Origin of the sequence: Micromonospora sp. NPDC049044, assembly GCF_040649215.1 — a bacterium.
Taxonomy (GTDB): Bacteria; Actinomycetota; Actinomycetes; order Mycobacteriales; family Micromonosporaceae; genus Micromonospora.
The window spans coordinates 43,454-66,306 of sequence record NZ_JBEZFA010000018.1; the positions used below are offsets into that span (position 1 = coordinate 43,454).

Consider the following 22,853-nt stretch of genomic DNA (forward strand, 5'->3'; position numbering starts at 1 on the left):
CCCGTTGCGTCAGTTCCAGTGGCGGACGCCAGCCGGCTGGGTCCTCGTCCTGCTGCCCGTGGGCACCATCGCGCTCTTCGGAGGCCTGTACACCCTGCTGGGCAGCCACAACGCACTGTTGTCGCAACTGGATCAGGTGGCGAGCATCAGCGGGGTGATCTTCGGTGCACTCTCGCTTGCGGCTGCGCTGCTGCTGGGCCTGCAGCGGCAGGTCCCGGAGCCCGCGCTCGACGGCGAGACCCCCAAGCAGTCCCTCAGCCGGCAGGTCAGCAAGGAGCACCAGCGCCTGATCGACGAGGTAGCCGAGGGTGGCGGCCCGCCGTTGCCGCTCTTGTGGATCTCGGCGGACACCGACACCACGCAGTTCATCGCCGTCCAGTCCCCCCGGGACCGGGCCAGGTCGTTCGGTGGGATCGACGCGCTGGTGCTGCTCTTCCAGCATTCGGGCGGTCGGTTGGTGATCGCCGGGCCGAAGGGAGCGGGCAAGAGCGTGCTGGCGGCCCGGCTCGCCCAGGGCCTGCTTGCTGAGCCGGGCAGTCCCCACCTGCCGGTCGCCGTCTCGGTGCTGGGTTGGCATCCCGAGCGGCAGAGTGTGCTCGACTGGCTGACCCAGGAGATCCTGCGCCGCTACCCCGGCCCGGGCATCCGACCTGCCGACGTTCGCCGGTTGCTGCAGCAGGACGCGATCCTGCCGATCGTCGACGACTTCGACGAGATGCCACCCAAGCTCAGGACGATCGCGCTCACCGCGGTGGTGGCTCTCTGCTCGCGTGCGGTGCTCGTCAGTCACGACGAGGTGTGGCTGAACCAGCACCATCCCGCACGGCGACTGTGGCCGGACGTTGTCGTCGTGCAGAGCATCACGGCACGTTGCGGTGCCGACTACCTCCGCCTGGGCGGGCAGTCCGATCCGCTGGCCCTTGCGCAGATCACGCACCTGAGCTCCGTGCTGCGCACGCCACTGGAGTACGACCTCGCGCGTCGGCGCCTGGGACGGATCGGGGTCGGCGCCTGGGGACCGGCCAGCGACCGCCCAGCCCGCATCGACGTGAGTCTGGCCGAGGAGGCGCTCGACAGGGCGTACGGCGCAGGTCCGGGCGCGGCACCGTCGTCCGACCGCCGTCGGACGTACCTGCTGACGATCGCTCGGTTCGCCGAGGAACGCCTCGGCGGCATCTCCTGGTGGCGGCTGCATCACCTGCTCCCGGAGTGGATACCACGGTTGGTCTTCGGGGTCCTTGTGGCACTGACCGCCGCCGCGCTCTGCTGGGCCGCTCGGGGCGAGCCGGCGTCCGGGTTCATCACGTTGTTCGCCGGCGCCGCCGGCAGCGTTCTCGCGCTGCCCGTACCGCCTCGTCACCTGCGCGCGCGACGACTGTCGGTGCCAGTGGTCCTCTCGGGCTGCGGTGGCCTGGCCGCCTACCTCGCCGATGCCTCGTCGATCCGGCCGTACCTGCTCGGTGCCAGCACCCTCGGTGCGGCCGGTGCACTGGTGATGGCGGGCCGAATCGCGGACCCGGACCTGGAGTCCTGCGCCCGTACGCTGCTGCGGCACGACCTGCTCGCCACGGCGGTGCGGGCCGCGGCCATCGCCACCATGGTCGTGGTCGTCAGCGCGGGGGCCGATGCCCTGGGCTACTCGACACCGGCGGTGTTCCAGGCGGTGGCGGTGCTGGCCGGCTTCACGTGGTGCGTCATCCGATCCGCCTGCGGGTGGTACCTCGCGGCCCTGGCGATCCTCGCCGCCGCCCGCCGACTGCCGCTGCGCCTGCTGACCTTCCTGGAGGACGCACGACGCCGGGGTGTGCTGCGCCGCGTCGGCCCGGCGTACGAGATCAAGTATCCGTTCCTCGCCGCGGGTTTCACCGGGGACCGCCCGTCGCGTCGGGGGAGCTGGTGAGCAGGCGTTCCCGGAGGCGCGCGTGGCGGAATTGGTAGACGCCGCCGATCTGGCGCAGCACGCCACGGTGGTGAGCGTCGTCGAGGAACCCGATCAGACGAATCGGCAGCTCGCCACGCAGGGCGAACCAGGCCCGGGCGACCGCGAACCGACCCCAGGCGGTGAAGAGCACGCTGGCGAGGGCGACCGCGGCAGTGACGGCGAGGCCGGTCCGGATGTCGACAAGCACCGCGACCGGACAGCCGATGATGCCACCCCGGGCGGAGGCCCGCAGCAGCGCGGCGCGCCGGTCGGCGCGCAGCACCGCGAGCGGGCCGGCGGCGGCGGTCACGTCCGTCGGCACATCCAGCCAGGCGTCCAGGGCCCAGGCCAGCAGCAGGGCGGTCGCGCCCACCACCGCCGCACGGCCACCCGCCGCCAGCCAGCCGGCCGCGACCAGCGCCACTCCCCCGGTCAGCCAGCCGAGGGATCCGTAGGTCGGACGGAATCGGGGGCGCACCGGGCGGGTGGCGGGACGACGCCGGCCCGAATGCGGTCCGCCGCGCAGCCCGGTGGGGGTGAGTGGCAGCCGCACCATGACGAAGGCGGCGGCCAGTGCGCCGATGGCGGCGCCGAGGCCGGCGACCGGGAGGCCGGCCGCCGAACCGGCCACCAGGCCCAGGCCGATGCCACCGGCGAGTGCGCCCACCGTCGCGGAGACAGCTCTGGGCGGCACTGTGGACAACCGCCACCAGGCGATGTCCGGGCCGCCGTGCCTGGCAAGCCAGGCCAGCCAGGATGTCACCCGGGCCACGTCCGCACCGACCGGTGCGCCCCGGTGCCCGGCGTAGGCGACCGGAACGGCGCGGTCGAGCAGATGGTCGACGAGGTCACGGACGGTGCCGAACCGGTGCGGGTCCAACAGCTCGGTCGGGTCCGCGCCGGTGTCGCTGTACTCGGCGCGGGCCAACGAGGTGAGCAACGGGGTGGCGAGCACCGCCGCGAGGATCCGAGCCTGCCGCTGGTCACGGCCGCCGATCGGGTCGCCGGGCTCGGGCGGGTCGGGCATCTCCTCGTCGGTCACGGCGCGGAGCCGGGCGAGGACCGGATCCCACTTACCGGCCAGGTCCGGGCCGGTCGGACGGGTCGTACGGGGCAGGTAGGCCGCGAGGTCGGCCCAGCGCAGCGGCAGCAGCCGCACCACCGCGGCCCCGGTCAGCACGTCGCTGTCGCGTACCGCGTCGACGTACTGGTCGACCCGGCTGGTCAGCACGAAGCCCGGCAGCCGGGGCGCGGCGGCGTTCAGGGCGAGCAACGCGGCCCGGCGTACCAGTACCGGCAGTTCGTCGAAACCGTCCAGGGCCGGCAGGATCCGCCGGTCGGCGACAAGCGCGGCGGCGGTGCTGTCGAAGTCGCCGTCCGGGGCCGCCAACGCCGGGTACTCGGCGATCAGGCGGGCGGTCAGCCAGTCGACGAAGCCGTGCCGGCGGGCGTCCCAGGTGGTCAGGGACAGCAGCACCGGCACGGGGTCGTCCGGTCGACCGTCGTCGATCAGGTCCGACACCAGACGGATCAGCAGCACCGACTTTCCCCCGCCCGCGGCGCCCAGCACGACCAACCGCCGCGACGGGATCCGCCGGAACACCTCGGCGGCCTCGACGATCCGGCCGGCGACGGCGACCGGTTCGTGGCCGCCCCGGTCCGGGTGCCCCGAGTCGCCGCTGACCGGCCCCGCCACCCGCACATTGACCCAGTGGTCCTGGACCCCCAGTGCCGCCCCGACCGGCGCCCAGCGCACCGGGATGGGTGCCGGGTCCTGCACCCGGCGCAGCGCCTCCTCGACGCGCCACTGCTGGCGGACGGCGGCCCGCAACGCCGCCTGCCGCTCGGCAAGGGATCGGGGCTCCCGGGTGCCGCGCCGGCCGAAAACAGCAACGAGCATGGTCAGCGCCGCCACGGCGAAGCTGCCGATGCTCGCCACCCGATCGGCGGTCTCCAGATCGGGCCACCAAATGATCAAACCGACAGTGCCGACAGTCGCCGCGACGGCACCGGGAACGAGGGACTGATGACGCAACCTCAGGAGAGCAGTCCGCACGGGCTCCATGATGGGGCAACGGGTCCAGCGTCGCTCTTCGACGAACTGCGGGCCGCCCGAGCCGAGCTGCACGAGGCGGTGGAGCAGATCCAGCGGATCCCGGGCTATGAGCGTTTCCTCGCTCCGGTCGAGCTGGACGAGATCACCGCGGCAGCCGATCACCCGCTTGTCTACGTCACGGCAAGCGACGACGCGGGCATCGCCCTGGTGGTCCGGGACGGCCGGGTCGATCCCGTACCGCTGCCCGCGCTGCGCACGGCGACGCTGCACGAGTGGGCCGAGCGGCACCGCACACACTTCCCCTCCGCCGGCGCCCGGGGGGCGATGCAACGCGGCGGGTGGGAACGGCACCTGGCGGACCTGCGCGAACGCCTGTGGGAGGCGGTGGCCGAGCCCCTGCTCGCCGAGTTGTCAGGCGTGCCGCATGCCTCGCTGGTACCCTGCGGCCTCGTCGGTCTGCTCCCGGTGCACCTCGCCGGATGCCGGGACAGCACCCGGCCCACCGGATTTCGCTACCTGCTCGACGAGCTCAGCATCGGGTACGTGCCGAACGCCCGCGCGCTGGCGGCCAGCCGTCGACGGGCCACGTCGACGCCCAGCGGCGGGCTGCTGACGGTGGCCGACCCACAGACCCCGGCGCCGGCGGACCGGCTCCCGTACGCCCGCTGGGAGGCCCAGGTGGCCGCCGCGACGTTCCCGGGTCCGGTGACGCAGCTGCGCGGTCCTGACGCGACAGTCGAGCGGGTACGCACGGAGCTGCCCACCGCCTGGCTGGCCCACTTCGGCTGTCACGGCACCGCCGAACCGACCGATCCACTGCGTAGCGCGCTGCGGCTCGCCGGCGACGGCCGTCTCCACCTGTCCGACATCATGCCGATGCGGTTGACCCTGCGATTGGCGGTGTTGTCCGCCTGCTCGGCCTTCGTACCCGGGCGGGACCTGCCGGACGAGGTGATCTCGCTGCCGACCGGGCTGGTCCAGGCCGGCGCGGCGGGCGTGCTGGCACCGATGTGGCCGGTCGACGACCACACCACCGCACTGCTGATGACGGAGTTCTACCGGCGCTGGCGCACCGAGTGTGCGCAGTCGCCGGCCACCGCGCTGGCCGGCGCGCAGCGGTGGCTGCGCGACGCGACGGTTGCCGAGGTCGAGCAGCAGTGGGTGCGGGCGTTGGACGCGCAGGAGGCGTGGCTTCCGGAGGAGGCCGCCGAAGCTCTGCTGCCGCAACTGTTCCGCAGCGGCAGTGGTGACTCACGACCGTGGTCGTCGCCGGCGGTGTGGGCGGCCTTCGCGTTCACCGGGGCGTGATCGTGGGAGAGAACGGTTGGGCGATGCGGTGGGTCGCGGATCAGGCCCGCGGCCGGGTCGGCGAGTTCGTTCACGACACGACGCTTGCCGAGCAGATCGAGCGGATGCTCGCGGAGGCGCTCGCCCGGGACCCCGGGCCGCTCACCGATCTGCGGATCGCGCACGCGCTGCGGGCCGACCCCGCGCTCGAGCGGTGGGCCATGGAGACCGTGCGGGCGGCCGAGAGCCGGTTCCGCAGTACGCCCGGGATGGCCCCACCGGCCCGGTACCTGACCACCGAGCTGCCCCGGAAGGTGCGGCTGGGCAGTCGGATCTCGCTCTGGGCGACGATCACCCGCGACGGTGGCGGGGGCAGCGTGCCCGTCCGGCCGTTCGCCATCCCGGACGAGGGCGTGGTCGTGGAGGTCGCTGTCCAGTCGTCCACCCTGACGCTGCACGGCCACGGCGTGCACTACCTCCGGGTCCACCCGGACTCGGATTCGAGCACCGTCGCCTTCACCTTCGAAGCCGACCGGGAAGGGCCGCACGAGATCAAGGTCCAGATGTTCCTGGCGGGTGGGGGTGGTCAACTGGCCGCGACGACCCGGACGGTGCTGGTCGTGGCCGACGCGTCCTACGCGCCGCCGCGGCGCGCGTCGACGCGCGTCGAACACCTCGACGCGAGCCCGGGGACGATCGCCCTGCAAGTCGACAGGACTCGAAGCGGCTACCTGTTCCGGCTGGTCGGGCGGGACGGGATCACGGCCACTGCGGACGCGGTGCCGCGCCGGATGCTCGCCGACCTGCTCCGCTCGGCGAACACCATGGCCGCCGGAACCAGCCGGAACCACCCGGCTGTGGATCGTGGCATCCTCAACGGCTTCGGTACGGCCCTCTGGCGGGCGCTGCCACCGGAGATCGGGGCGGCCGTCGCGTCCCTTCTGGAGTCGGCGACCGGTCTGGTCATCTGCACCGAGCTGGCCGACCTGCCGTGGGAGCTGCTGCGGCCACCCGGATGGGAGACGTTCGTCGCCGAGCGGCTGCCCGTGCTCCGTCAGCCCGGCCGGTACCCGCTCACCAGATCGTTGCCGCTGCGCGATCCCGTGTTCGTCCTCGGCGCCCACCCGCCGAACCACGCCCGGGCGGAGATCGGTCGGATCGCCGCCCTGCTCGACGGTTCGACGCCGACCGTGATCGCCTCGGCGGCACAGTTGGTCCGGCGAATCGAACAGGGCGACTTCGGTCTGCTGCACCTCGCCTGCCACCAGGAGCATCCCGACGGTGACGGGGGCGGCGGGGTACGGATGGACGACGGCACGTTCCGGCCCATCGCGCTGCCTCCGGCGGCGGCACGGCGCAGCCTGGCGGCACGCTGCCCACTTGTGTTCTTCAACGCCTGCCACAGCGCCGACGGCGGCTCGTACGACACCCTGATGGGTGGCTGGGCGAACGAGTTTCTCAGCGCCGGGGCGGGGGCCTTCGTCGGCTCGACCTGGGCCGTCCGCTCCGAGCCGGCGAGTGAGTACGCCGCGTACCTCTACACCGAACTGCGCACGGGAGCGTCGCTGGCGATGGCGTCGCTGGCCGCGAGGCGCGCGGTGGGGCAGGACAACACCGATCCCACCCACCTGGCCTACGCGGTTTACGGCGACCCGCAGGCGACAGTCCCGGAAGGACCCGACGCATGACCGACGACCTGCCCGTCTTCGTCATCCATGGCATCGCCAACCGGGAGCGGTCGATCATCGAGGATCGGGTGGCGCAGTTGAGCAGCGCCGCGCTGCACCGCTGGAGCCTGCATCCGGTCTACTGGGGTGACCTCGGTGCGGCGGCGCTCGGCGCGAAGCTGGCGATGCCGCCCGAACCCGGGCAGCCGTGGCAGACCCGCGGCGAATTCCCGCCCGAGCCCGACGGTGCGGAGTTGGGCCTCGCCGGTCCGGTGCCGCTGGACCCGCCGACCCGGCTGGAACTCGTCCGCAGCCGGGCGGGTTCGCGGCTGGCCCGGCCCGACACCGGGATGCCCTCCCCGACGCCGGAGGTGACCGCTGCGGCGTTGGACGCTATCGCCGAGGCCTGGCCGGGGACCCGGTGGTTGGGGCGTACCGACGATGCGGCGCTGCTCGCCGCGGTGGGTGAGGCACTTGCCGACGCCGCGCTCGCGGCGGTCGCCGACGACGCGTCGGGGCACGAGGTGCGCGACCCCGGGCCGGTCCGGCGGGTGATCCGCCGGCACCTTCCGCAGCTGGACCGGATCGCCGGCGCGGCGATCGGCAACGCCGGCGAGCGCCTCTACACCTGGGTCCGCAACGCCAAGGCCCACTACCTCAGCCTGACGCTGGGCGACGTGCTGGTCTACCAGCGGCACGGCGAGGCGATCCGGGAGCACATCCGTGAGCAGATCAGGACGATGTCCGGAGGCGGCGGCGACGCGGGCAGTCCGGTGCACCTGATCGGTCACAGTCTCGGCGCGGTCATCGCGCTCGACCTGGCCACCGCCGAGGAGCCGGTGCACACCGCCGGCCTGGTGACCTTCGGATGCCAGTGGCCGCTGTTCCACGTCTTCGACCCCCGCGGTGGACAACTGGCTCCGTACGACGGCACCGGCCCGGTGCTGTTGCCGCCGGACTCGCTGCTGCGGTGGACGAATCTGTGGCACCCGCTCGACCCGCTCGGCTTCGTCGCCAGTCGGCTGTTCGGCTGGGCCGACCGCGCCGGGCCGGTGGACCAGCGGGTGGACCATCTCCTCTCCGACGACTTCTACACCCACTCGTCCTACTGGAGCAGCCCGAGCCTGGTCGCGGCCCTGCACTCGACCTTCACACCTGCCGACTGAGCAGCACCGTGCCACGCGTGAGGTTGGTGACCCCGACCGCGTCGGAGCGGACCTCGATGCCGTTGCTACCGACTACCTGACCTCGGCGCGGCCGCCCGCTCGCCCGGGAAGACACCCGCCTGTTGTCATGGCCGACCCTTCACGTTAGCCACTAACATGTTAGTGGCTAACGTGAAGGGTCGTGAGATGCGCGTACACGTCGATCGTCGTTTCTGGATGCTTGGCGCGGTCTGCCTGGCCGTGCTGGTGCTGAGCCTCGACTTCACAGTCCTGAACGTGGCGCTCCCGAGCATCTCGAGTGCGCTGCACGCGGGCACGGCGGATCTGCAGTGGATCGTGGACGCCTATTCGCTGGCGATCGCCGGGGCGATGCTGCCCTTCGGCGCCCTCGCCGACCGCGTCGGCCGCAAAAAGATCATGCTGGTCGGGCTCGGCCTGTTCTTCCTCGCCTCGGTGGCGGCCGCACTGTCGGAGACGGCGGGCCAACTGATCGCGGCCCGCGCCGTGCTGGGTGTCGGGTCCGCGATCATCCTGCCGCTGACCCCGGCGCTGGTCATCACGACCTTCTCCGGCCGCGAGCGGACCCGGGCGATGGCGGTCTTCACCGCCGCGGTCGGCGCGGGGATGCCGTTCGGGCCGCTCGTCGGCGGCGCCCTGCTCCGGCACTACTCGTGGTCGTCGGTCTTCTGGATCAATGTGCCGATCCTGGCGATCGCCTTCGTGGCTGGTCTGCTGCTGATCGACGAGTCACCCGGCGACCCGCGGCGCCCGTTGGACATCGGGGGCGGCGTCCTCGCCGCCGTCGCCACGGTTGCGCTTGTCTACGGCGTCATCCGGGGCCCCGAGTCAGGCTGGTCGGACGGCCTGACCGTCACCCTGCTGATCGGCGCGGTGGTCGCGGGCGCGCTCTTCGTGGCCTGGGAGCGCCGTGTCGCGCACCCGCTGATGAAGCTCTCGCTCTTCGCCGAGCCGCGGTTCACCTGGAACACCGTCGCCATCATGATCGTCGCGTTCGCACTCGCCGGAGTGATCTTCGTCGTTCCGCTCTACCTCCAGGCCGTGCAGGGCTTCGACTCGCTCGGCACAGGCCTCCGGATCATCCCGATGATGATCGGCCTGCTGGTAGCCGGCGCTCTGGCCACCAGCCTGGACCGCACGATCGGCGGGCGGGGCATCGTGCTCACCGGCCTGGTGGTGCTGGGCGGCGGACTGCTCCTGCTCACCCGGGTCGACCAGAGCACCCCGTACGCCTGGCTGGCGGTCGGACTGTCCGGCTGCGGGTTCGGCGTCGGCGCGGTGATGGCCACCTCGTTGGCGGCGGCGGTGGGCACGGTGGGCGACGACGACGCGGGCAGCGGCTCCGCGGTGGTCAACACGCTGCGCCAGGTCGGCAGCGCCGTGGCGGTGGCCGCGCTGGGCAGTGTGCTCTCCGGCGTCTACCGCCGAGAACTCGATCCGCTGCTCGGCGGGCTGCCAGCCGCCGCCGCCGACACGGTGCGGGAGTCGGTGTTCGGCGCGGCCGCCGTCGCCGAGACGCTGGGACCGTCCGGTCCCGCGCTGCTGGGGTCCGCCCACCAGGCGTACGTGGACGGGATGGGCGTTGTCATGTGGTGCTGCTTCGGCCTCGCCGTGGCCGGCGCCGTGCTGTGCCTGGCGTTCCTACCGAGAAACGGTTCGCCGGCGGCGCCGGCCGCGGACGACGCCGGGCTGACCACCGCCGCGCCGAGCAGGGGCTAGGCTGCCACAGTAGTCAGATGCATCCGCGCAGATTGAGCCCACTGTGAGCAGAGCCGACCTCTCCCGGCCCCCGGGCTCCGACTGGCGTCGGGAGAAAAAAGAACGCACCCGCGCACTTCTTCAGACGAATGCCATGCGGCTGTTTTTGGAGAAGGGTTTCGACGCCACGACGGTCGAGGAAATCGCCGCTGCCGCCGGCGTTTCCCACATGACGTTCTTTCGCTATTTCCCCACGAAGGAGGACGCGGCACTTCACGACGACTACGACCCGATGATCGTCGACCTCATCGCCGAGCGGCCGGCCGACGAACCCGCGCTCGACAAGATTCGACACGCTCTGACGAACGGGCTCAACCACCTGTACGACAGTGACCGCGAAGCGCTGCTGTCCCGTCTGAGGTTGGTGCACCGTACACCCGCGCTGCGGGCCGGCACCGGCCAGCGCCGCGACGCCGACCAGCAGCTGCTCATCCAGGCACTGCTGCCCACCGCGAGCGATCCCGGCGACGAGTTCCGCCTACGGGTCCTGGTGGCGGCGGCACTGGCGGCCACGACCGAGGCCATCCGGTACTGGGCGGATCGTGACGGTGACGGCGACCTGCGTCAACTGGTGAACGACGCCTTCGACGTGTTGCGGACGGAGTTGACCCGGCCCCCAGCGGCCGGCGGTCCCTCGGACTGAGCCGGACGGCAGGACCCCGCGCCCGCCCGGCCACCCCGTCGCGGGATCCCGACCACGGCGGCCGTCGTCGTCCTGCGCCACGCCGAGACCGCCACGTCGAGACCGCCAACCGACCAGGACGAGGAAACCGTCGCTTCAGCGGGCGGAAAGCGATCCAGCCGTTTGTCGTAAACGCGCTCCAGTACACTCGGCGCATGTCGAACCGCCTGTGGCCCGGGAGCCGATAGACCGATGAGGGCGCCTTCCGCCGACACCGTTATCTTCGATTTCGACGGCGTACTGCTGCGCGGCGACGCATTCGGGCTTTTCATGAGACGCATTGTCTTCGCGGGTGCTCGACTGCCCCTGGCCGTCGTCCTCGCTGTTCTCCTCGCGCCCATGGTCGCCCTTCCCGCGTACCGTCCACGGGCGGCGTGGTGGATGAGCCGAATCGGATTGTTGGGCCGCAGCGCCGAGCAGTTGCGCGCCGAACTTGGCCGTTTCGGCGCGGACCTCGGTGACGAGCCCGAGCGGATCATCGCGCCCGGTCTGCGGATGATCCGTGCCCACCTCGACGCGGGCGACCGGGTCGTCGTGGTCACCGGCTGCGAGCACACCCTGGCACGTGCGGTGCTCGACGCGATCGGTCTCGCCGACGTCGAACTCGTCGCCTCGCACATTCGCGGACCGAAGCTGATCGTGCACAACTACGGTGCGACAAAGGTCGCGGAGCTGGCCGCCCAGGGGGTGACGCCGCCCTGGCGGGTGGCGTACAGCGACTCGCTGTCGGACCTGCCCGTCCTGGCCGGCGCGGAGCGGGCGGTGCTTGTCAACGCGAACGCGCGTCAGGTGGCCCGGGCGCGGCGACTGCTCGGGTCGCGGTTGACCACCGTGACCTGGACGGGTGGTCACCTCTCCCGGGAGGACACGACGTCCGGCCCGGTCAGTTGACCGCCGCGTCGCCCGTCGGCGTCGTGACGGCGACCCCCGGACCCGGCGGGCCCTGCGGGCAGGACGGCGGGCGCACCCCGCGGTCGAACTCCTGCTTGGCCGCCTGCGCGTACATGTGCACGTAGTCCTGACCGGACAGGGCCTGGAGCCGTCGCATGATCTCGTCGGTCAGGGTCCGTGCGGCGACGCTTGTCGGGAGGTCCCGGTACGGCGTCAGGTCGATGGGTGCGCCGACGGCCATCCTGGCCTTCATGACCTTCGGGATCAGCTTTCCCGGAGGCTGGATCTCGTAGGTGTTGAGCATGGCGACCGGAATGACCGGCACGCCGGTGGCGAGCGCGAGGCGGGCCGCACCGGTCTTGCCCCGGTAGAGCCGGTTGTCCGGTGGTCGCGTCCCCTCCGGGTACATGCAGACCAGGCCGCCCTGCTCCAGCACCTCCTGGGCGGTCCCGAGCGACGAGGCGGCCTTGCGCCCGCCGGCGCGGTCGACCGGGATGTTGCCCATTCCGCTGACCACCACGCGCCGCAGTCGACCCTTGAGCCCTCTGCCGGTGAAGTATTCCAACTTGGCGATGTAGACGACCTTGCGGCGCATGACCGCCGAGAGGAACACCGAGTCCGAGAAGGAGGGGTGGTTTCCGACCACCAGGGCGGCACCGGTCTCGGGCAGGTGCTCACGGCCCACGATCTCCGGCCGGTAGACCAGTTTCGCCGCCGCGCCGACCGTGTACTTGAGTGCCCAGTAGATCATTGACGTCTCCGATCACACCCGCCGCGACGACCCGAAACATTGATCAGCTTACCGGTGGGGCAGCGCGTCGGCCTCCTCGGCGGGGCCCGGGCGATCGATGGCGTCCGCGGCGGCCGGCACCCTTCGCCCGGTGGGCAGCACCCGGAACGCGAACACCACGCCGACGAGCAGCAACGCGATCGGCACCAGCAACGTGGGCCGGAGCGCCGTGACGAAACTGTGGGTGTACACGGTGTGCGCCGCCCGGCCAGCGGCGTCGACGGCCTCCGGTGCCGCTCCGCTGCGCCGAACCGCGTCCAACACCTCGCCCACCGTCTCATCCGGGCCGGCGGCCGACACCTGGCGGAACGCCGCCACGAACGGGTCGCCGACACCGGCCGGCAGGGTCGGTGCCAGCGCGCTGGCCTCCGCCGGCATCCGCCGGACGAGCTGGCCCTGCAGCAGTGCGATGGGCACGGCGGCGGCGAAGACCGAGGCGAGCTGGCGGGCGGTCATCATCAGCGCGGCCGCGGCCCCGGCCTGCGGTGGCTGCACGTCGTGCATCGCGATGGAGTTCATCGGGGCGAACGTGCAGCCGGCGCCGACACCGGCCACCACGAGGCCGGGCACGAAGTGCGGCCAGGGCGTCGCGTCGTTCGAGACCCAGACCACGAGCGCCATTCCGACGGCGTAGAGGCTCAGCCCGGTCATCAGCACGTACCGGGCGCTGAGCCGGTCACTGAGCTTGCCGGCGAAGGGCGCGACGAACGCCATGCTGAGGAACATCGGAGTCATGACAAGCCCGACCTTCATCGGGCTGTAGCCCAGGGCGGCCTGCACGTACAGCGACAGTGGCACGGAGGTCCCGACGATGCCGATCGACAGGATCGTGGTCACGATGATCATGAGCCGGAAGTTGGTCAGCTCGAACAGCTCGAACGGCACCAACGGGGTACGGTCCTGTCGCCTCTTCTGCAGCACCACGAACGCCGCCGCCAGGACGACGCTCAGCACCAGCAACAGGGGAATGCTCAGCGGCCCCCAGATCACCCCCCACCCGAACCGGTCGCCCTCCACCAGACCGAAGGTGAGGCAGACCAGCGCGGCCGTGCTGAAGACGACAGCCAGCAGGTGCAGTGGTTGCCGCCGGCCGCGTTCCAGTGGTGGCACGGCCGCCAGACACAGCACGATCATGATCAACCCCACCGGGAGGTTGAGGAAGAAGACGTATCGCCAACTCAGAGCGCTGGTGAGGGCGCCTCCGATGACCGGCCCGAGAATCGAGGCAAGCGCCGAGACCGCCGTCCACAGGCCCAGCGCTCCGCCGCGTCGCTGCGGCGGGAACGTGGCCACGATGATCGACATCGACTGCGGGTACATCAGGGCGGCCCCGAGGCCCTGCAACGCCCGGGCGGCGATGAGCTGACCCTCGCTCTGCGCGAGCCCGCACGCCGCCGAGGCGAGGGTGAACAGCACCGAACCCAGGACGAACAGCCGGCGGGGTCCGTACAGGTCACCCAACCGGCCCGTCACGATGACCAGCACGGCCACCACGATGAGGTACGCGTTGGCCACCCACGCCACGGTGGTCAACGAGGCGTCGAGGTCGCGGACCACGCTCGGCATGGCGATGTTGATGATCGTCATGTCGAGCGAGGTCATGAACGACGCGAGCGACACCGCCAGGAGGATGTAGCGGGGATTCCCGCGAAGCGCTGTCAACTGGCTCGGCCCTCCAGGACGGCCATGGCCGCGGCGAGCGGCTCCATGAACTCCTCGTGGACCGTGATGTACGAGACGCCGTAACGCTCCCGGCGCTGGACCAGCTGGTCGGCGATCTCCTCCGGCGTACCGATCAGCCCCGCCGGCGCGTCCAGGACCTGCTCCAGGGTGAGGTACGGCGTGCGGGTCTGCTGGGCGAAGGCGGCGGCCGCCTGCCGGTCGTCGGCCAGCACCACCGCGGGGATCATGAGGTTGACCTCGATGTCGTCGTAGCGGTCACCGGCCTGCGCCCGCAGATACCCGGCGCGCTCCTCGACCGTCTCGGCGGGCAGTGCCCGCCACTTCTCCGGGGTGTCGACCCGGACCACCGGGCTGAGGCCGACGATGTCGGCGTGCCGGGCGGCGATGCCGAGCACCTTGTCGCCGCTGCCACCGATCATCAGCCGTGGGGCCGAGGTGCAGTCCGACCACTGTGCCGCGTCGGCGAACGACGCCGTCAGCCGCTGGACCACTGTGTCGAGTTGGCGCACCCGCCGACCGGGTGACTCGAAGGGGATCTCCGCCTCGTCGAACTCGGCCTTCGCGTAGCCGGTGCCGACGCCGACCTCCAGCCGGCCACCGGTGAGCCGGTGCGTTGTGGCGACCTCCCGCTCCAACAGGCGCGGGTTCCAGAAGGCGGCGTTCAGCACGAACGTACCGAACATCACCCGCTCGGTCGCCGCAGCCGCCGCGACGATGGACGGGAACGGCGCTGGCATGTGCAGGTGGTCGGGGATGAGGATGACGTCGTAGCCCAACTCCTCGGCCCGGCGACACTTCTTCGCCCACTCCTCGGCGCCGCAGTTGTGGTGCAGGCTCACCCCGAACCGGAAGGGCTTCACGCCCATAGCAGTCCTCCATTCACTTCGAGCACATGTCCGTTCACGTACGAGCTCTCGTCCGAGGCGAGGAAGACCGCCGCGGCGGCGACCTCGTCCTCGTGGCCGGCGCGGCCCATGGCGATGCGTTTGGTGTACATCTCCCAGAGCGCGACGTTCGGGCGCAGGGCCTCACTCATCCCGCTGTCGATAAGCCCCGGCGAGATGCAGTTGACCTTGATGCCCTTCGGGCCCAGTTCGATGGCGCTGGTCCGGGTGAACGACTCGACACCGGCCTTGGCCGCGCTGTACGCCGCCGTGCCGACGGCCACCCGGGTGGCCAGGCCGGAGGAGATGTTGATGATGCAGCCGCCGCCGTTGGCGGCCATCACCGGAACGACGGCGCGGGTGCAGAGGAACACCCCGGTGAGACTGACAGTGAGCGTCTCCGTCCAGGCCTCCGGCGCCAGCCGCTCGATCCGACCGTCGTGCCGGACGGCGGCGTTGGCGACCAGGATGTCGATGCTGCCCATCAGCTCCGCGGCGGTGCTGACGAGTTGCTCGACCGACGCCGGATCGCCTACCTCGACCGGCAGGTGGAACGACCGGTCGGGGGCGTCGCGGTGCAACTCCTCCCAACCCGTGCCGGTGCGGGAGGCGCAGGTCACTGTCGCGCCCTCGGCCAGGAAGTGCCGGGCGATGGCCCGGCCCAGCCCGCGGTTGCCGCCGGTGATGACGGCGTTCTTACCCTTCAGACGCATCCGATCTCCGCAGCCTCTCGAACGGTCAGTACCAGGTGACGACGGCGGCGCCGGCGGTCATCCCCGCGCCCACCGCGGCGAGCAGCAGCTTCTCGCCACGCTGGAAGGGTCGGTCCCGGTGGGCCTGCACCAGCGTGACAGGCAGGGAGGCGACACCGGAGTTGCCGAATCTGCCCACAGTGGTCGGCACCCGCTCCGGGTCGATGCCCAGTTTCTTGCCGAGCCCGGCCAGCAGGCGCCCGTTCGCCTGGTGGAAGATGAACCGGTCGATGTCGTGCAGGCCCAGCCCGGCCTTCTCCAATGCCGAATCGATCACCTTCGGCAGCGTCTGCAGCACGAACGCCGCGACCGCCCGCCCGTCCATCCGGGTGAACTGGCCACCCTCGGCGTACCGGTCGGGTGTCAGCGGCAACCGGGTGCCGCCCGCGTAGATGCCGATGTTCTCCCAGCGGGCGCCGTCGGTGAGCAGGCTGGTGCTGCGGATGCCGTAACCGTCGGGCACCGAGCCGAGCAGCAGCGCCGCGGCGCCGTCTCCGAAGAGCGCGACGGTGCGACGATCGGTGCGGTCCACGATGGAGGACACCTTGTCGGCGCCGATCGCCAGCGCGACCTGCCCGGCGTCGTCGCGCATCAGCGCGTTGGCGAGGGCCATGTGGAAGATCACCCCGGCGCAGGCCACACCGACGTCGAACGCCGGCAACGCGGGCAGACCAAGCTTCGCCTGCACCACCGCGGCCGTCGCCGGGGACGGCTGGTCCGGCGAGTTGGTGCTGAGGAACAGCCAGGCCAACCGCTCCTGTACGCCGGGGTCGGCGACCAGGGGCGCCGCGGCGAGGACCGCGAGGTCCGAGGTGGTCTGCTCAGGTTCCGCGTACCGGCGCTCCTCGATGCCGGTCAGATTGGTGATCCAGTCGTGGGTGGCGCCGCTCCAGGCACAGATGTCGTCGTTCGTCACGACGCGGTCAGGGACGTGGGACCCCATATCGATGATGCCAATCGCCATGCGACCCGTCCTTCGTCTCGCGGCGGCAGAGGTGCCGATGATTGCACGGGTCGGACCGCTCGACCGGGCTGCGGACACCCGCCAGAAGGCCTGGGTTTAGCAGGATTTTAGCGGCCTCCCCGCGGCGGGGCGTTCATCGGCAAACCCGCCGCTGACGCGGTCACAACGGCCCGCTAACGGCTCACTTCACCACCCTGCCGAACACGCACCGGGGGTCCTACAGTGGCGCCTCGCCAGCAACCGCCCCGCCGGCGCAGAAGGAGGTCGCCCGATCATGCCGCCCCGGTGCCTGCTGATCGTCAATCCGCGGGCCACCCGGATGAGTCCCGGTGCCCGCGACGAACTCACCGACATCCTCGGCGGACTGCGGCTCGACGTGGTGGACACCGCGCGGCGGGGGCACGCGACCGAACTGGCCCGTACGGCCCGCCACGAGGGGTACGACGTGGTGCTCACCGCCGCCGGCGACGGATCGGCGAACGAGACGGTGAACGGGCTGCTCGCCGACGGTGTGGCCGACGACGTGCCGGTCTTCGCCCCACTGCCCGCCGGGGGCACGAACGTCCTGGCCCGGTCGATCGGCCTCCCCAACCAGCTCGGCGCGGCGGCCCGGCTGGTGCGGGACGCGGTGACCGCGGGTGGGGTTCGGCGGCTCGGCCTCGGCCTCGTCGGGGACCGCTGGTTCGCCTTCGTGTGCTCACTCGGGCTCGACGCGGAGATCGTGCGGGAAGCCGAGCAGCTGCGTTTCGGCGTCGGCGTCCGCCCGCCACGGATGCCCGCCGCGGCCTACCTCACCCTGCTGGTGCGGCAGCACCTGCGTTCCGACCGCCGGCATCCCGCGCTGACCTTCGACGGCGCCGGCGGTGCGCACGGGGAGGCCATCTTCATGGCCTTCGTCTGCAACTCGGCACCGTGGACGTACCTCGGCAAACGGGCCGTGGCGCCGGCCCCGACCGCCTCGTTCGACAGAGGGCTCGACGTACTCGGCCTGACGTCGCTCGGCACGCTCGCGACGATGCGGGTGGTGCGGCAGATGATGACAGCGCACGCGCCGCTGTCCGGGCCGGACGTGGTGACCGCCGAGGACCAGCAGCGACTGACGATGCTGTCGACCCGGCCGATCGCCGTACAGGTCGACGGTGACTTCCTGGGGATGCGGACGGAGGCGACGTTCCGGTCCGTACCGGCCGCCCTGCCGGTGCCACTGCTAACCGGTCGCTAACACGGTCGCAGTCGCTGCGTTGCGCACACACGCCGAAGGGTGGCGATCCGATCTAACGTCCACCGCGAGTTCGAGTTGAAGGAGAGTGCCGGATGCCGTACGCAGAAGGTCGGGTCTACCACGACGCCGACAGCCATGTGATGGAGCGGGAAGGCTGGCTCACCGAGTACGCCGAGCCATCGGTACGCGAACTGCTGCGCTCCTTCGGTGCGGACAAGGTGCAGCGGGCCCGCACCGCCGAGACCGACATCCGGCAGCGCTACCAGGACCAGGACCGCCGTGCGTCCGCCGAGCAGACCCTGATGACCAGGAAGGGCTGGGAGAGCTTCGGCGGCACCGACCCGGGTGAGCGCAGCCGCGCCCTGGATCTGCTCGGGTTCTCGGCGCAGCTGGTCTTCAGCACCGTCGCCAGCGAGCAGTTCTGGTACTACGACCAGCCCGAGCTGATGTACGGGGGCAGTCGCGCCCTGAACCGTGCCATCGTCGACTGGTGTTCGGTGGACCGGCGGCTGCTGCCCGTCGGGTTCGTGCCCCTCGCCGACCCGGACCGCAGCGTCGCCGAGTTGGAGGCGGCGATCGAGCTGGGCTGCGACGGGGTCATCGTGCCCTCCGTCGCGCCGCCGGAGTTCTCCCCGGCGCATCCCGCGTACGACCGCTTCTGGGCCACCCTCCAGGACGCCGACATGCCGTTCTTCCTGCATGTCTGCACGGGCGGCGCGTTGGTGCCGGACGCGTACCGCAACAACGGGCGCACCCCGCCGGCCGACTTCCTCGGCGGTGGCGAGAACATCCGGTCCAAGGACTACCTGGGGATGCACCTCCCGCCGCAGACGTTCCTGACGATGCTCGTGCTCGACGGGGTCTTCGACCGCTTCCCGACGCTACGCTGCGGGTGCATCGAGCAGGGCGGCCTCTGGGTGGCGCCCTGGATGAAGCAGTTGGACATCGCGCAGCTGGCGTTCGGGCGCACCGAGCCGGACCTGCAGGCGTTGTCGATGCGCCCGTCCGACTTCGTCCGGCGGCAGGTGAAGTTCACCGCCTTCTTCGTCGAGCCCCTGGACTGGCTCATCGAGCAGGCCGGCCCGGACCTGTTCATGTTCGGCACGGACTTCCCGCACACCGAGGGCGGCACCGACCCGCTCGGCGCGGCGGAGAAGTTCCTCGCCGGCTTCGACGAGACGGTCAAGGACCGCTTCTTCGCCGGCAACTTCGCCGAGCTGATGGGTTCGCGGTTGGCGAAGGTCCGTCGGTGAGCAGCGCGGTCACCGACGCGCCGCACGCGGCGGCGGGGATGGCCACGGCCGCCCGGGGTACGAAGGTGGTGCGGCTCGACTCGCTCACCGCGTTGCGTGGCGTCCTCGCCGCGATGGCGTTCATGGTCCACTACACGGCGCTGCAACTCGTCGCCGTCGAGGGCGGCGGGATCGAGTTCGTGGCCCACGCCATCCCGGAGTGGGTCGCCGTTGTCTCGTTCGGCGGCATGAACGCCTTCTTCCTGATGAGTGGCATCGTGCTCACCTGGGTGGTCCGCGACGGCGACACCGCGCGGGTCTTCTGGCGGCGCCGGGTGTCGCGGATCTACCCGATCTACGCCACCACTACTGCCGTGGCGGCTGTCGTGCTCGTGGTGCTGGGCATGCCGCCCGGTTGGAAGAACGTGCTGTCGAACATGTTCATGGTCCAGGGCTGGGTGCCGCAGCAGAGCGTCATCTACGGGCTCAACCCGGTGTCGTGGTCGTTGAGCGCTGAGGCGTTCTTCTACCTCATCTTCCCGGTGCTCTTCGCCGCGCTGGTGCCGCTCGGGGACCGGGCGCTGCGTCGGGTCATCGTGGTGGCCACCCTGCTCGCCTGCACGCTGCCGTTTCTGGTGGGCGACATGTTCCTGGTCAAGGACGCCGGACCGCCGTTCTTCGACACCGCGCCGAGCGGCGGCGACTTCGCGTACTGGTTCACCATGGTTCTCCCGCTGCACCGGGCGTTGGACTTCACTGTCGGCGTGGCGGTGGGTCTGCTGCTGCGCCGCGGCACATGGCGCGGCCCCGGCGTGCCGGGCTGTCTCGCGATCCTGGTGGCGGCCTTCGCGGTGACGCTGCTGCTGCCCGAACGCGTGCAGCGGGTGGGCGCTCTGCTGATCCCGGTCGCCATCCTGCTCGCCGCCCTGGCCACCGCCGACGCCAAGGGCGGCCGGTCGGTCCTGCACGCGAGGCCGATTGTCTGGTTCGGGGAGATCTCGTACAGCTTCTACCTCACCCACCTGCTGGTGTTCCTGCCGCTCGGCCCGGTGGTGACGGATCTGCTGGTGGCGGCCGGAGTGATCGGTTCCTCGGCGGAGCAGCCACCGCTGCCTGTGGAGTTGGCGACCATCGTCTGCCTCTTCGCGCTCTGCACCACTGTCGCGTGGCTGCTCTACCGCTTCGTCGAGCTGCCCGCGGCCCGGCTCCTGCGTCCGAAACCGGCGTCGGTGCGCGAGGCGGTCGGCAAGCCCGGCCCGGAGCGACACAATGATCCCGAGGTGTTGGCCGAGCCGCTTGTCGGCGCGGGTTCGACCACCGGCCCGAAGTCGGCGGTCGAGCGGGGGTCGACGGTCGACGGGCAGCCCGTCGCGGACGTGGTGCCGGCCCAGCCGTCGGGCACCGGGCGCTGACCGGGAGGGCGGCGGTGGGCCGAGCCCGCCGCCGCCCTCCCCCACTCAGCGCTTCTGCTGGTACTCGTCCACGTACTCCTGGCCGGACAGCTCCGAGATGGCCAGCATGATCTTGTCGGTCACCGTGCGCCAGTCGGCGGGGTCCGGCGAGTCGCGGTACTCCTCGAAGGTCATCGGGGTGCCGAAGCGGACCGTCACCGGACGCCGTCGGGGCACGCGGACCCCGACCGGTTGCATCACGTCGGTGCCGATGACACCGATCGGTACGACCGGGGCGCCGGTGGCCAGCGTCAGTCGGGCCACCCCGGTCTTGCCCCGGTACAACCGGCCGTCGAGCGAGCGGGTGCCCTCGGGGTAGATGGCGAAGGCCTGGCCGGCCCGGAGCACGCCCATCGCCGCCGCCAGCGACGACGACGTGGCGTCGCGCGGTCCGCCGCGCTGGACGCCGACGAACCCGAGTTCGTTGAAGAACCAACCCGCCATCCGGCCGCCGAGCGACGGCGTCCGCAAATATTCGATCTTGACGAGGTAGCGGACCGACCTCGGGGTCGCCACCGGGATGAGCCAGTTCTCGGCGAAGGAGAGATGGTTGGCGGCGAGAATGACCGGCCCCCGCCGCGGGACGTTCTCGGCACCCTCGATCAGCGGTCGGTACAGGGCGCGGGCAATCGGCGAGACGATTGGCCGCAGTGCCTCGTTGAGCAAGGGATGTCCTCCGTCGTGATCAGTCAGCGGCTGGAGCACTGCCGAGGCAGCGGATGGAGAAGTACGTGGGCCACTCCTGCGCGGCGCGGACGGCGGTCGCGAGCAGCTCCCGGCCCGGCTGCTCGGCGAGGTCGACCCGCTCGCCGAGCCGCGCGAGCAGACGCTGCAGGGACAGCAGCAACCAGCCGCCGTCGGCGAAGGCCCCGCCGAACGTCTCGCGGTTGGCCAACCAGGTCGCCACGCAGGCCGACGCCGCGTGCAGCAGACAGTGCGTCTGCGCCGCGCGCATGGCCACAAGTGACCGGGCGTCCCACTGGGTGACGCGGGAGTAGGTCTCCTCGTGGATCCGCGACACGTGGGCCATGGCCCCCAGCAGCTCGTCGGCGACCGGGGGCCGGTCCGGGCCGGCGCAGGCCGCCTCGACACGCTGGACCAGCCGGGGCCAGCCCTGGGTCAGCTCGTCGCGCCCTTCGTTCGTCAGGCGCAGCTCGGCGCCGGCCGGCTCCCAGGTGGGCGCGTCGGAGTGCCAGGAGAAGAGGCTGTCGAACAGCTCGTCGAGCTGCCCGGGGTCACCCTGCTCGTGGCGGCGCGCGGCGATGAAGGGCAACTGCCCGGCGATGCCGTGCAGGTTGACGTGGGTGGTCCCCTCGAAGATCGCCGCGATCGCGTGGTCGCGCTGGAGCTTCTGGAAGACGCCGTGGGCGACGCCCTCGCGCAGGTAGCTGCGGGCGCCGAGAACCGTGCCCATGCTGAGCACCGTTTCGTCGCCGATGACAGGCACCAGGTACTTGGCCACCGACGACCAGAGGCTGAGCCGTTCCGGCGCCAGGGTCAGGGCGCGGGCCGCGCCGACCGAGACGCACTCGGCGATCAGGAGATCGACGTGTCCGCGGACCAGGTGGTCGTGGATGACCGGCAGGTCCGCGATGGGCGCACCGTAGAGACGCCGCTCGTGGCCGTAGCCCAGGGCTAGTCGCAGCGCCGAGTCCATCGTGCCGAGCGACATCGCCGGGATCGCGGCGCGGGTGATCTGGAGTGCCTTCAACACCTGGACCACAGCGATGCCCTGGTTGCCGATCGCGGCGGTGGCCGGGACGAACGCCCCGTCGAAGCTGATGCCGCTCAGGTCGTGCCCGCGCAGCCCGACGGTCCGGACGAAGGGCAGCTCCTGGAAGCTGTCCCGGCTCAGCTCCTGCTTGTCGACAAGCAGCAGGGAGAAGCTGCGCGGGCCGGTCCGGGCGCAGGTCGTCAGGAACCGGGCCCGGGTGGCATTGCCGACCGGCCACTTCTGCCCGCTCAGCACGAAGCCCCCCGCGACGGGCGCGGCGGCCACGGCGGAGGCGAGCAGGTCGCTGCCGTGGTCGGCCTCGGAGACGGCGAACGCGCTCAGGGCACCGCCGACGATCTCCTTGGCCAGTCGTCCGCGCTGTTCGTCGTCGCCCCACAACCACACCGGGTTCGCGCCGAGCAGCGCGGAACCGTACCTGACAGTGAAGGCCAGCGAACGCCGGGAGACGGCCCGAGCCACGAAGAGCAACTCGTCGAGCGAGCGCAGCCGGCCGCCGAGGGCGGTGGGGACCAGGAACTCGGCGAAGCCCCAGTCGCGCAGGACGTCGACGGCGCCGTCCGGCAGGGCGTCGCGCTCCTCCGCCTCGACGATCCGTTCGAACGAGAATGGCGTGCCCTCCGCCATCGGGTCACCGAGCAGCAGGTCAAGCTCGGCTGCGATGTCGACAGCGGCGTATCGGTGTGCCACGACGGAC

At 71.4% G+C, this 22,853-nt stretch carries 18 protein-coding genes; 10 read left to right on the top strand and 8 right to left on the bottom strand.

Annotated features, from left to right (window positions below; translation table 11 throughout):
• Positions 1-4 precede the first annotated feature (4 nt).
• Positions 5-1,900, top strand: coding sequence for a hypothetical protein (locus AB0B85_RS17080; protein ID WP_357408220.1), 1,896 nt, complete (start codon positions 5-7; stop codon positions 1,898-1,900).
• Here AB0B85_RS17080 and AB0B85_RS17085 read toward each other — a convergent pair.
• Positions 1,863-3,977, bottom strand: coding sequence for an NACHT domain-containing protein (locus AB0B85_RS17085; RefSeq protein ID WP_357408222.1), 2,115 nt, complete (start codon positions 3,975-3,977; stop codon positions 1,863-1,865). The two genes, AB0B85_RS17080 and AB0B85_RS17085, sit on opposite strands and share 38 nt — an antisense overlap.
• On the opposite strand from AB0B85_RS17085, the gene AB0B85_RS17090 reads away from it, so the two are divergent.
• The 6 genes from AB0B85_RS17090 to AB0B85_RS17115 all read left to right on the top strand — a co-directional run bounded on the left by AB0B85_RS17090 (position 3,948) and on the right by AB0B85_RS17115 (position 11,446).
• A complete protein-coding gene (locus AB0B85_RS17090; RefSeq protein ID WP_357408224.1) occupies positions 3,948-5,285 on the top strand; it encodes a CHAT domain-containing protein in 1,338 nt (445 codons plus the stop codon). The two genes, AB0B85_RS17085 and AB0B85_RS17090, sit on opposite strands and share 30 nt — an antisense overlap.
• 23 nt (positions 5,286-5,308) lie before the next feature.
• Positions 5,309-6,952: a CHAT domain-containing protein gene (locus AB0B85_RS17095; protein WP_357408226.1), complete on the top strand. Its 1,644-nt coding sequence runs from the start codon at positions 5,309-5,311 to the stop codon at positions 6,950-6,952.
• Positions 6,949-8,097, top strand: a complete 1,149-nt coding sequence (locus tag AB0B85_RS17100) for a hypothetical protein (protein ID WP_357408228.1) — start codon at positions 6,949-6,951, stop codon at positions 8,095-8,097. The genes AB0B85_RS17095 and AB0B85_RS17100 overlap by 4 nt, the downstream gene beginning before the upstream one ends.
• A 186-nt stretch (positions 8,098-8,283) precedes the next feature.
• Positions 8,284-9,834, top strand: coding sequence for an MFS transporter (locus AB0B85_RS17105; RefSeq protein WP_357408230.1), 1,551 nt, complete (start codon positions 8,284-8,286; stop codon positions 9,832-9,834).
• Between the two features lie 133 nt (positions 9,835-9,967).
• A complete protein-coding gene (locus AB0B85_RS17110) occupies positions 9,968-10,516 on the top strand; it encodes a TetR family transcriptional regulator (RefSeq protein WP_357408232.1) in 549 nt (182 codons plus the stop codon).
• A 231-nt stretch (positions 10,517-10,747) separates the two neighbouring features.
• Complete coding sequence (locus AB0B85_RS17115; protein WP_357408234.1) at positions 10,748-11,446, top strand: haloacid dehalogenase-like hydrolase; 699 nt, start codon at positions 10,748-10,750, stop codon at positions 11,444-11,446.
• Here AB0B85_RS17115 and AB0B85_RS17120 read toward each other — a convergent pair.
• From AB0B85_RS17120 to AB0B85_RS17140, 5 genes are read right to left on the bottom strand one after another with little or no spacing between them, the layout of a single operon-like run.
• Positions 11,439-12,197 (bottom strand): lysophospholipid acyltransferase family protein, encoded by a 759-nt coding sequence (locus AB0B85_RS17120; RefSeq protein WP_357408236.1) that lies wholly within the window; start codon positions 12,195-12,197, stop codon positions 11,439-11,441. The genes AB0B85_RS17115 and AB0B85_RS17120 overlap by 8 nt on opposite strands.
• 48 nt (positions 12,198-12,245) lie before the next feature.
• Positions 12,246-13,856 (bottom strand): DHA2 family efflux MFS transporter permease subunit, encoded by a 1,611-nt coding sequence (locus tag AB0B85_RS17125; RefSeq protein WP_357408238.1) that lies wholly within the window; start codon positions 13,854-13,856, stop codon positions 12,246-12,248.
• Positions 13,857-13,894: 38 nt separating this feature from the next.
• Complete coding sequence (locus AB0B85_RS17130; protein ID WP_357408240.1) at positions 13,895-14,785, bottom strand: TIGR03621 family F420-dependent LLM class oxidoreductase; 891 nt, start codon at positions 14,783-14,785, stop codon at positions 13,895-13,897.
• The gene (locus AB0B85_RS17135; protein ID WP_357408242.1) at positions 14,776-15,516 is read right to left on the bottom strand and encodes an SDR family oxidoreductase; all 741 of its coding nucleotides are present in this window, start codon (positions 15,514-15,516) and stop codon (positions 14,776-14,778) included. The genes AB0B85_RS17130 and AB0B85_RS17135 overlap by 10 nt, the downstream gene beginning before the upstream one ends.
• A gap of 25 nt (positions 15,517-15,541) precedes the next feature.
• On the bottom strand, positions 15,542-16,519 hold the full coding sequence (locus AB0B85_RS17140; protein ID WP_357408244.1) for a ketoacyl-ACP synthase III: 978 nt from the start codon (positions 16,517-16,519) through the stop codon (positions 15,542-15,544).
• A 274-nt stretch (positions 16,520-16,793) separates the two neighbouring features.
• Here AB0B85_RS17140 and AB0B85_RS17145 point away from each other — a divergent pair, with 274 nt between their 5' ends.
• The 3 genes from AB0B85_RS17145 (at position 16,794) to AB0B85_RS17155 (ending at position 20,385) form a co-directional block, all read left to right on the top strand.
• The gene (locus tag AB0B85_RS17145) at positions 16,794-17,741 is read left to right on the top strand and encodes a diacylglycerol kinase family protein (protein ID WP_357408246.1); all 948 of its coding nucleotides are present in this window, start codon (positions 16,794-16,796) and stop codon (positions 17,739-17,741) included.
• 92 nt (positions 17,742-17,833) lie between these two features.
• Positions 17,834-18,994: an amidohydrolase family protein gene (locus tag AB0B85_RS17150; RefSeq protein ID WP_357408248.1), complete on the top strand. Its 1,161-nt coding sequence runs from the start codon at positions 17,834-17,836 to the stop codon at positions 18,992-18,994.
• Positions 18,991-20,385, top strand: coding sequence for an acyltransferase (locus tag AB0B85_RS17155; protein WP_357408250.1), 1,395 nt, complete (start codon positions 18,991-18,993; stop codon positions 20,383-20,385). Before AB0B85_RS17150 ends, AB0B85_RS17155 begins: the two co-directional genes overlap by 4 nt.
• A gap of 45 nt (positions 20,386-20,430) precedes the next feature.
• On the opposite strand, the gene AB0B85_RS17160 is transcribed toward AB0B85_RS17155, so the two are convergent.
• Positions 20,431-21,090 (bottom strand): lysophospholipid acyltransferase family protein, encoded by a 660-nt coding sequence (locus tag AB0B85_RS17160; RefSeq protein ID WP_357408252.1) that lies wholly within the window; start codon positions 21,088-21,090, stop codon positions 20,431-20,433.
• 19 nt (positions 21,091-21,109) lie between these two features.
• Positions 21,110-22,846, bottom strand: a complete 1,737-nt coding sequence (locus AB0B85_RS17165) for an acyl-CoA dehydrogenase family protein (protein WP_357408254.1) — start codon at positions 22,844-22,846, stop codon at positions 21,110-21,112.
• Positions 22,847-22,853 lie beyond the last annotated feature (7 nt).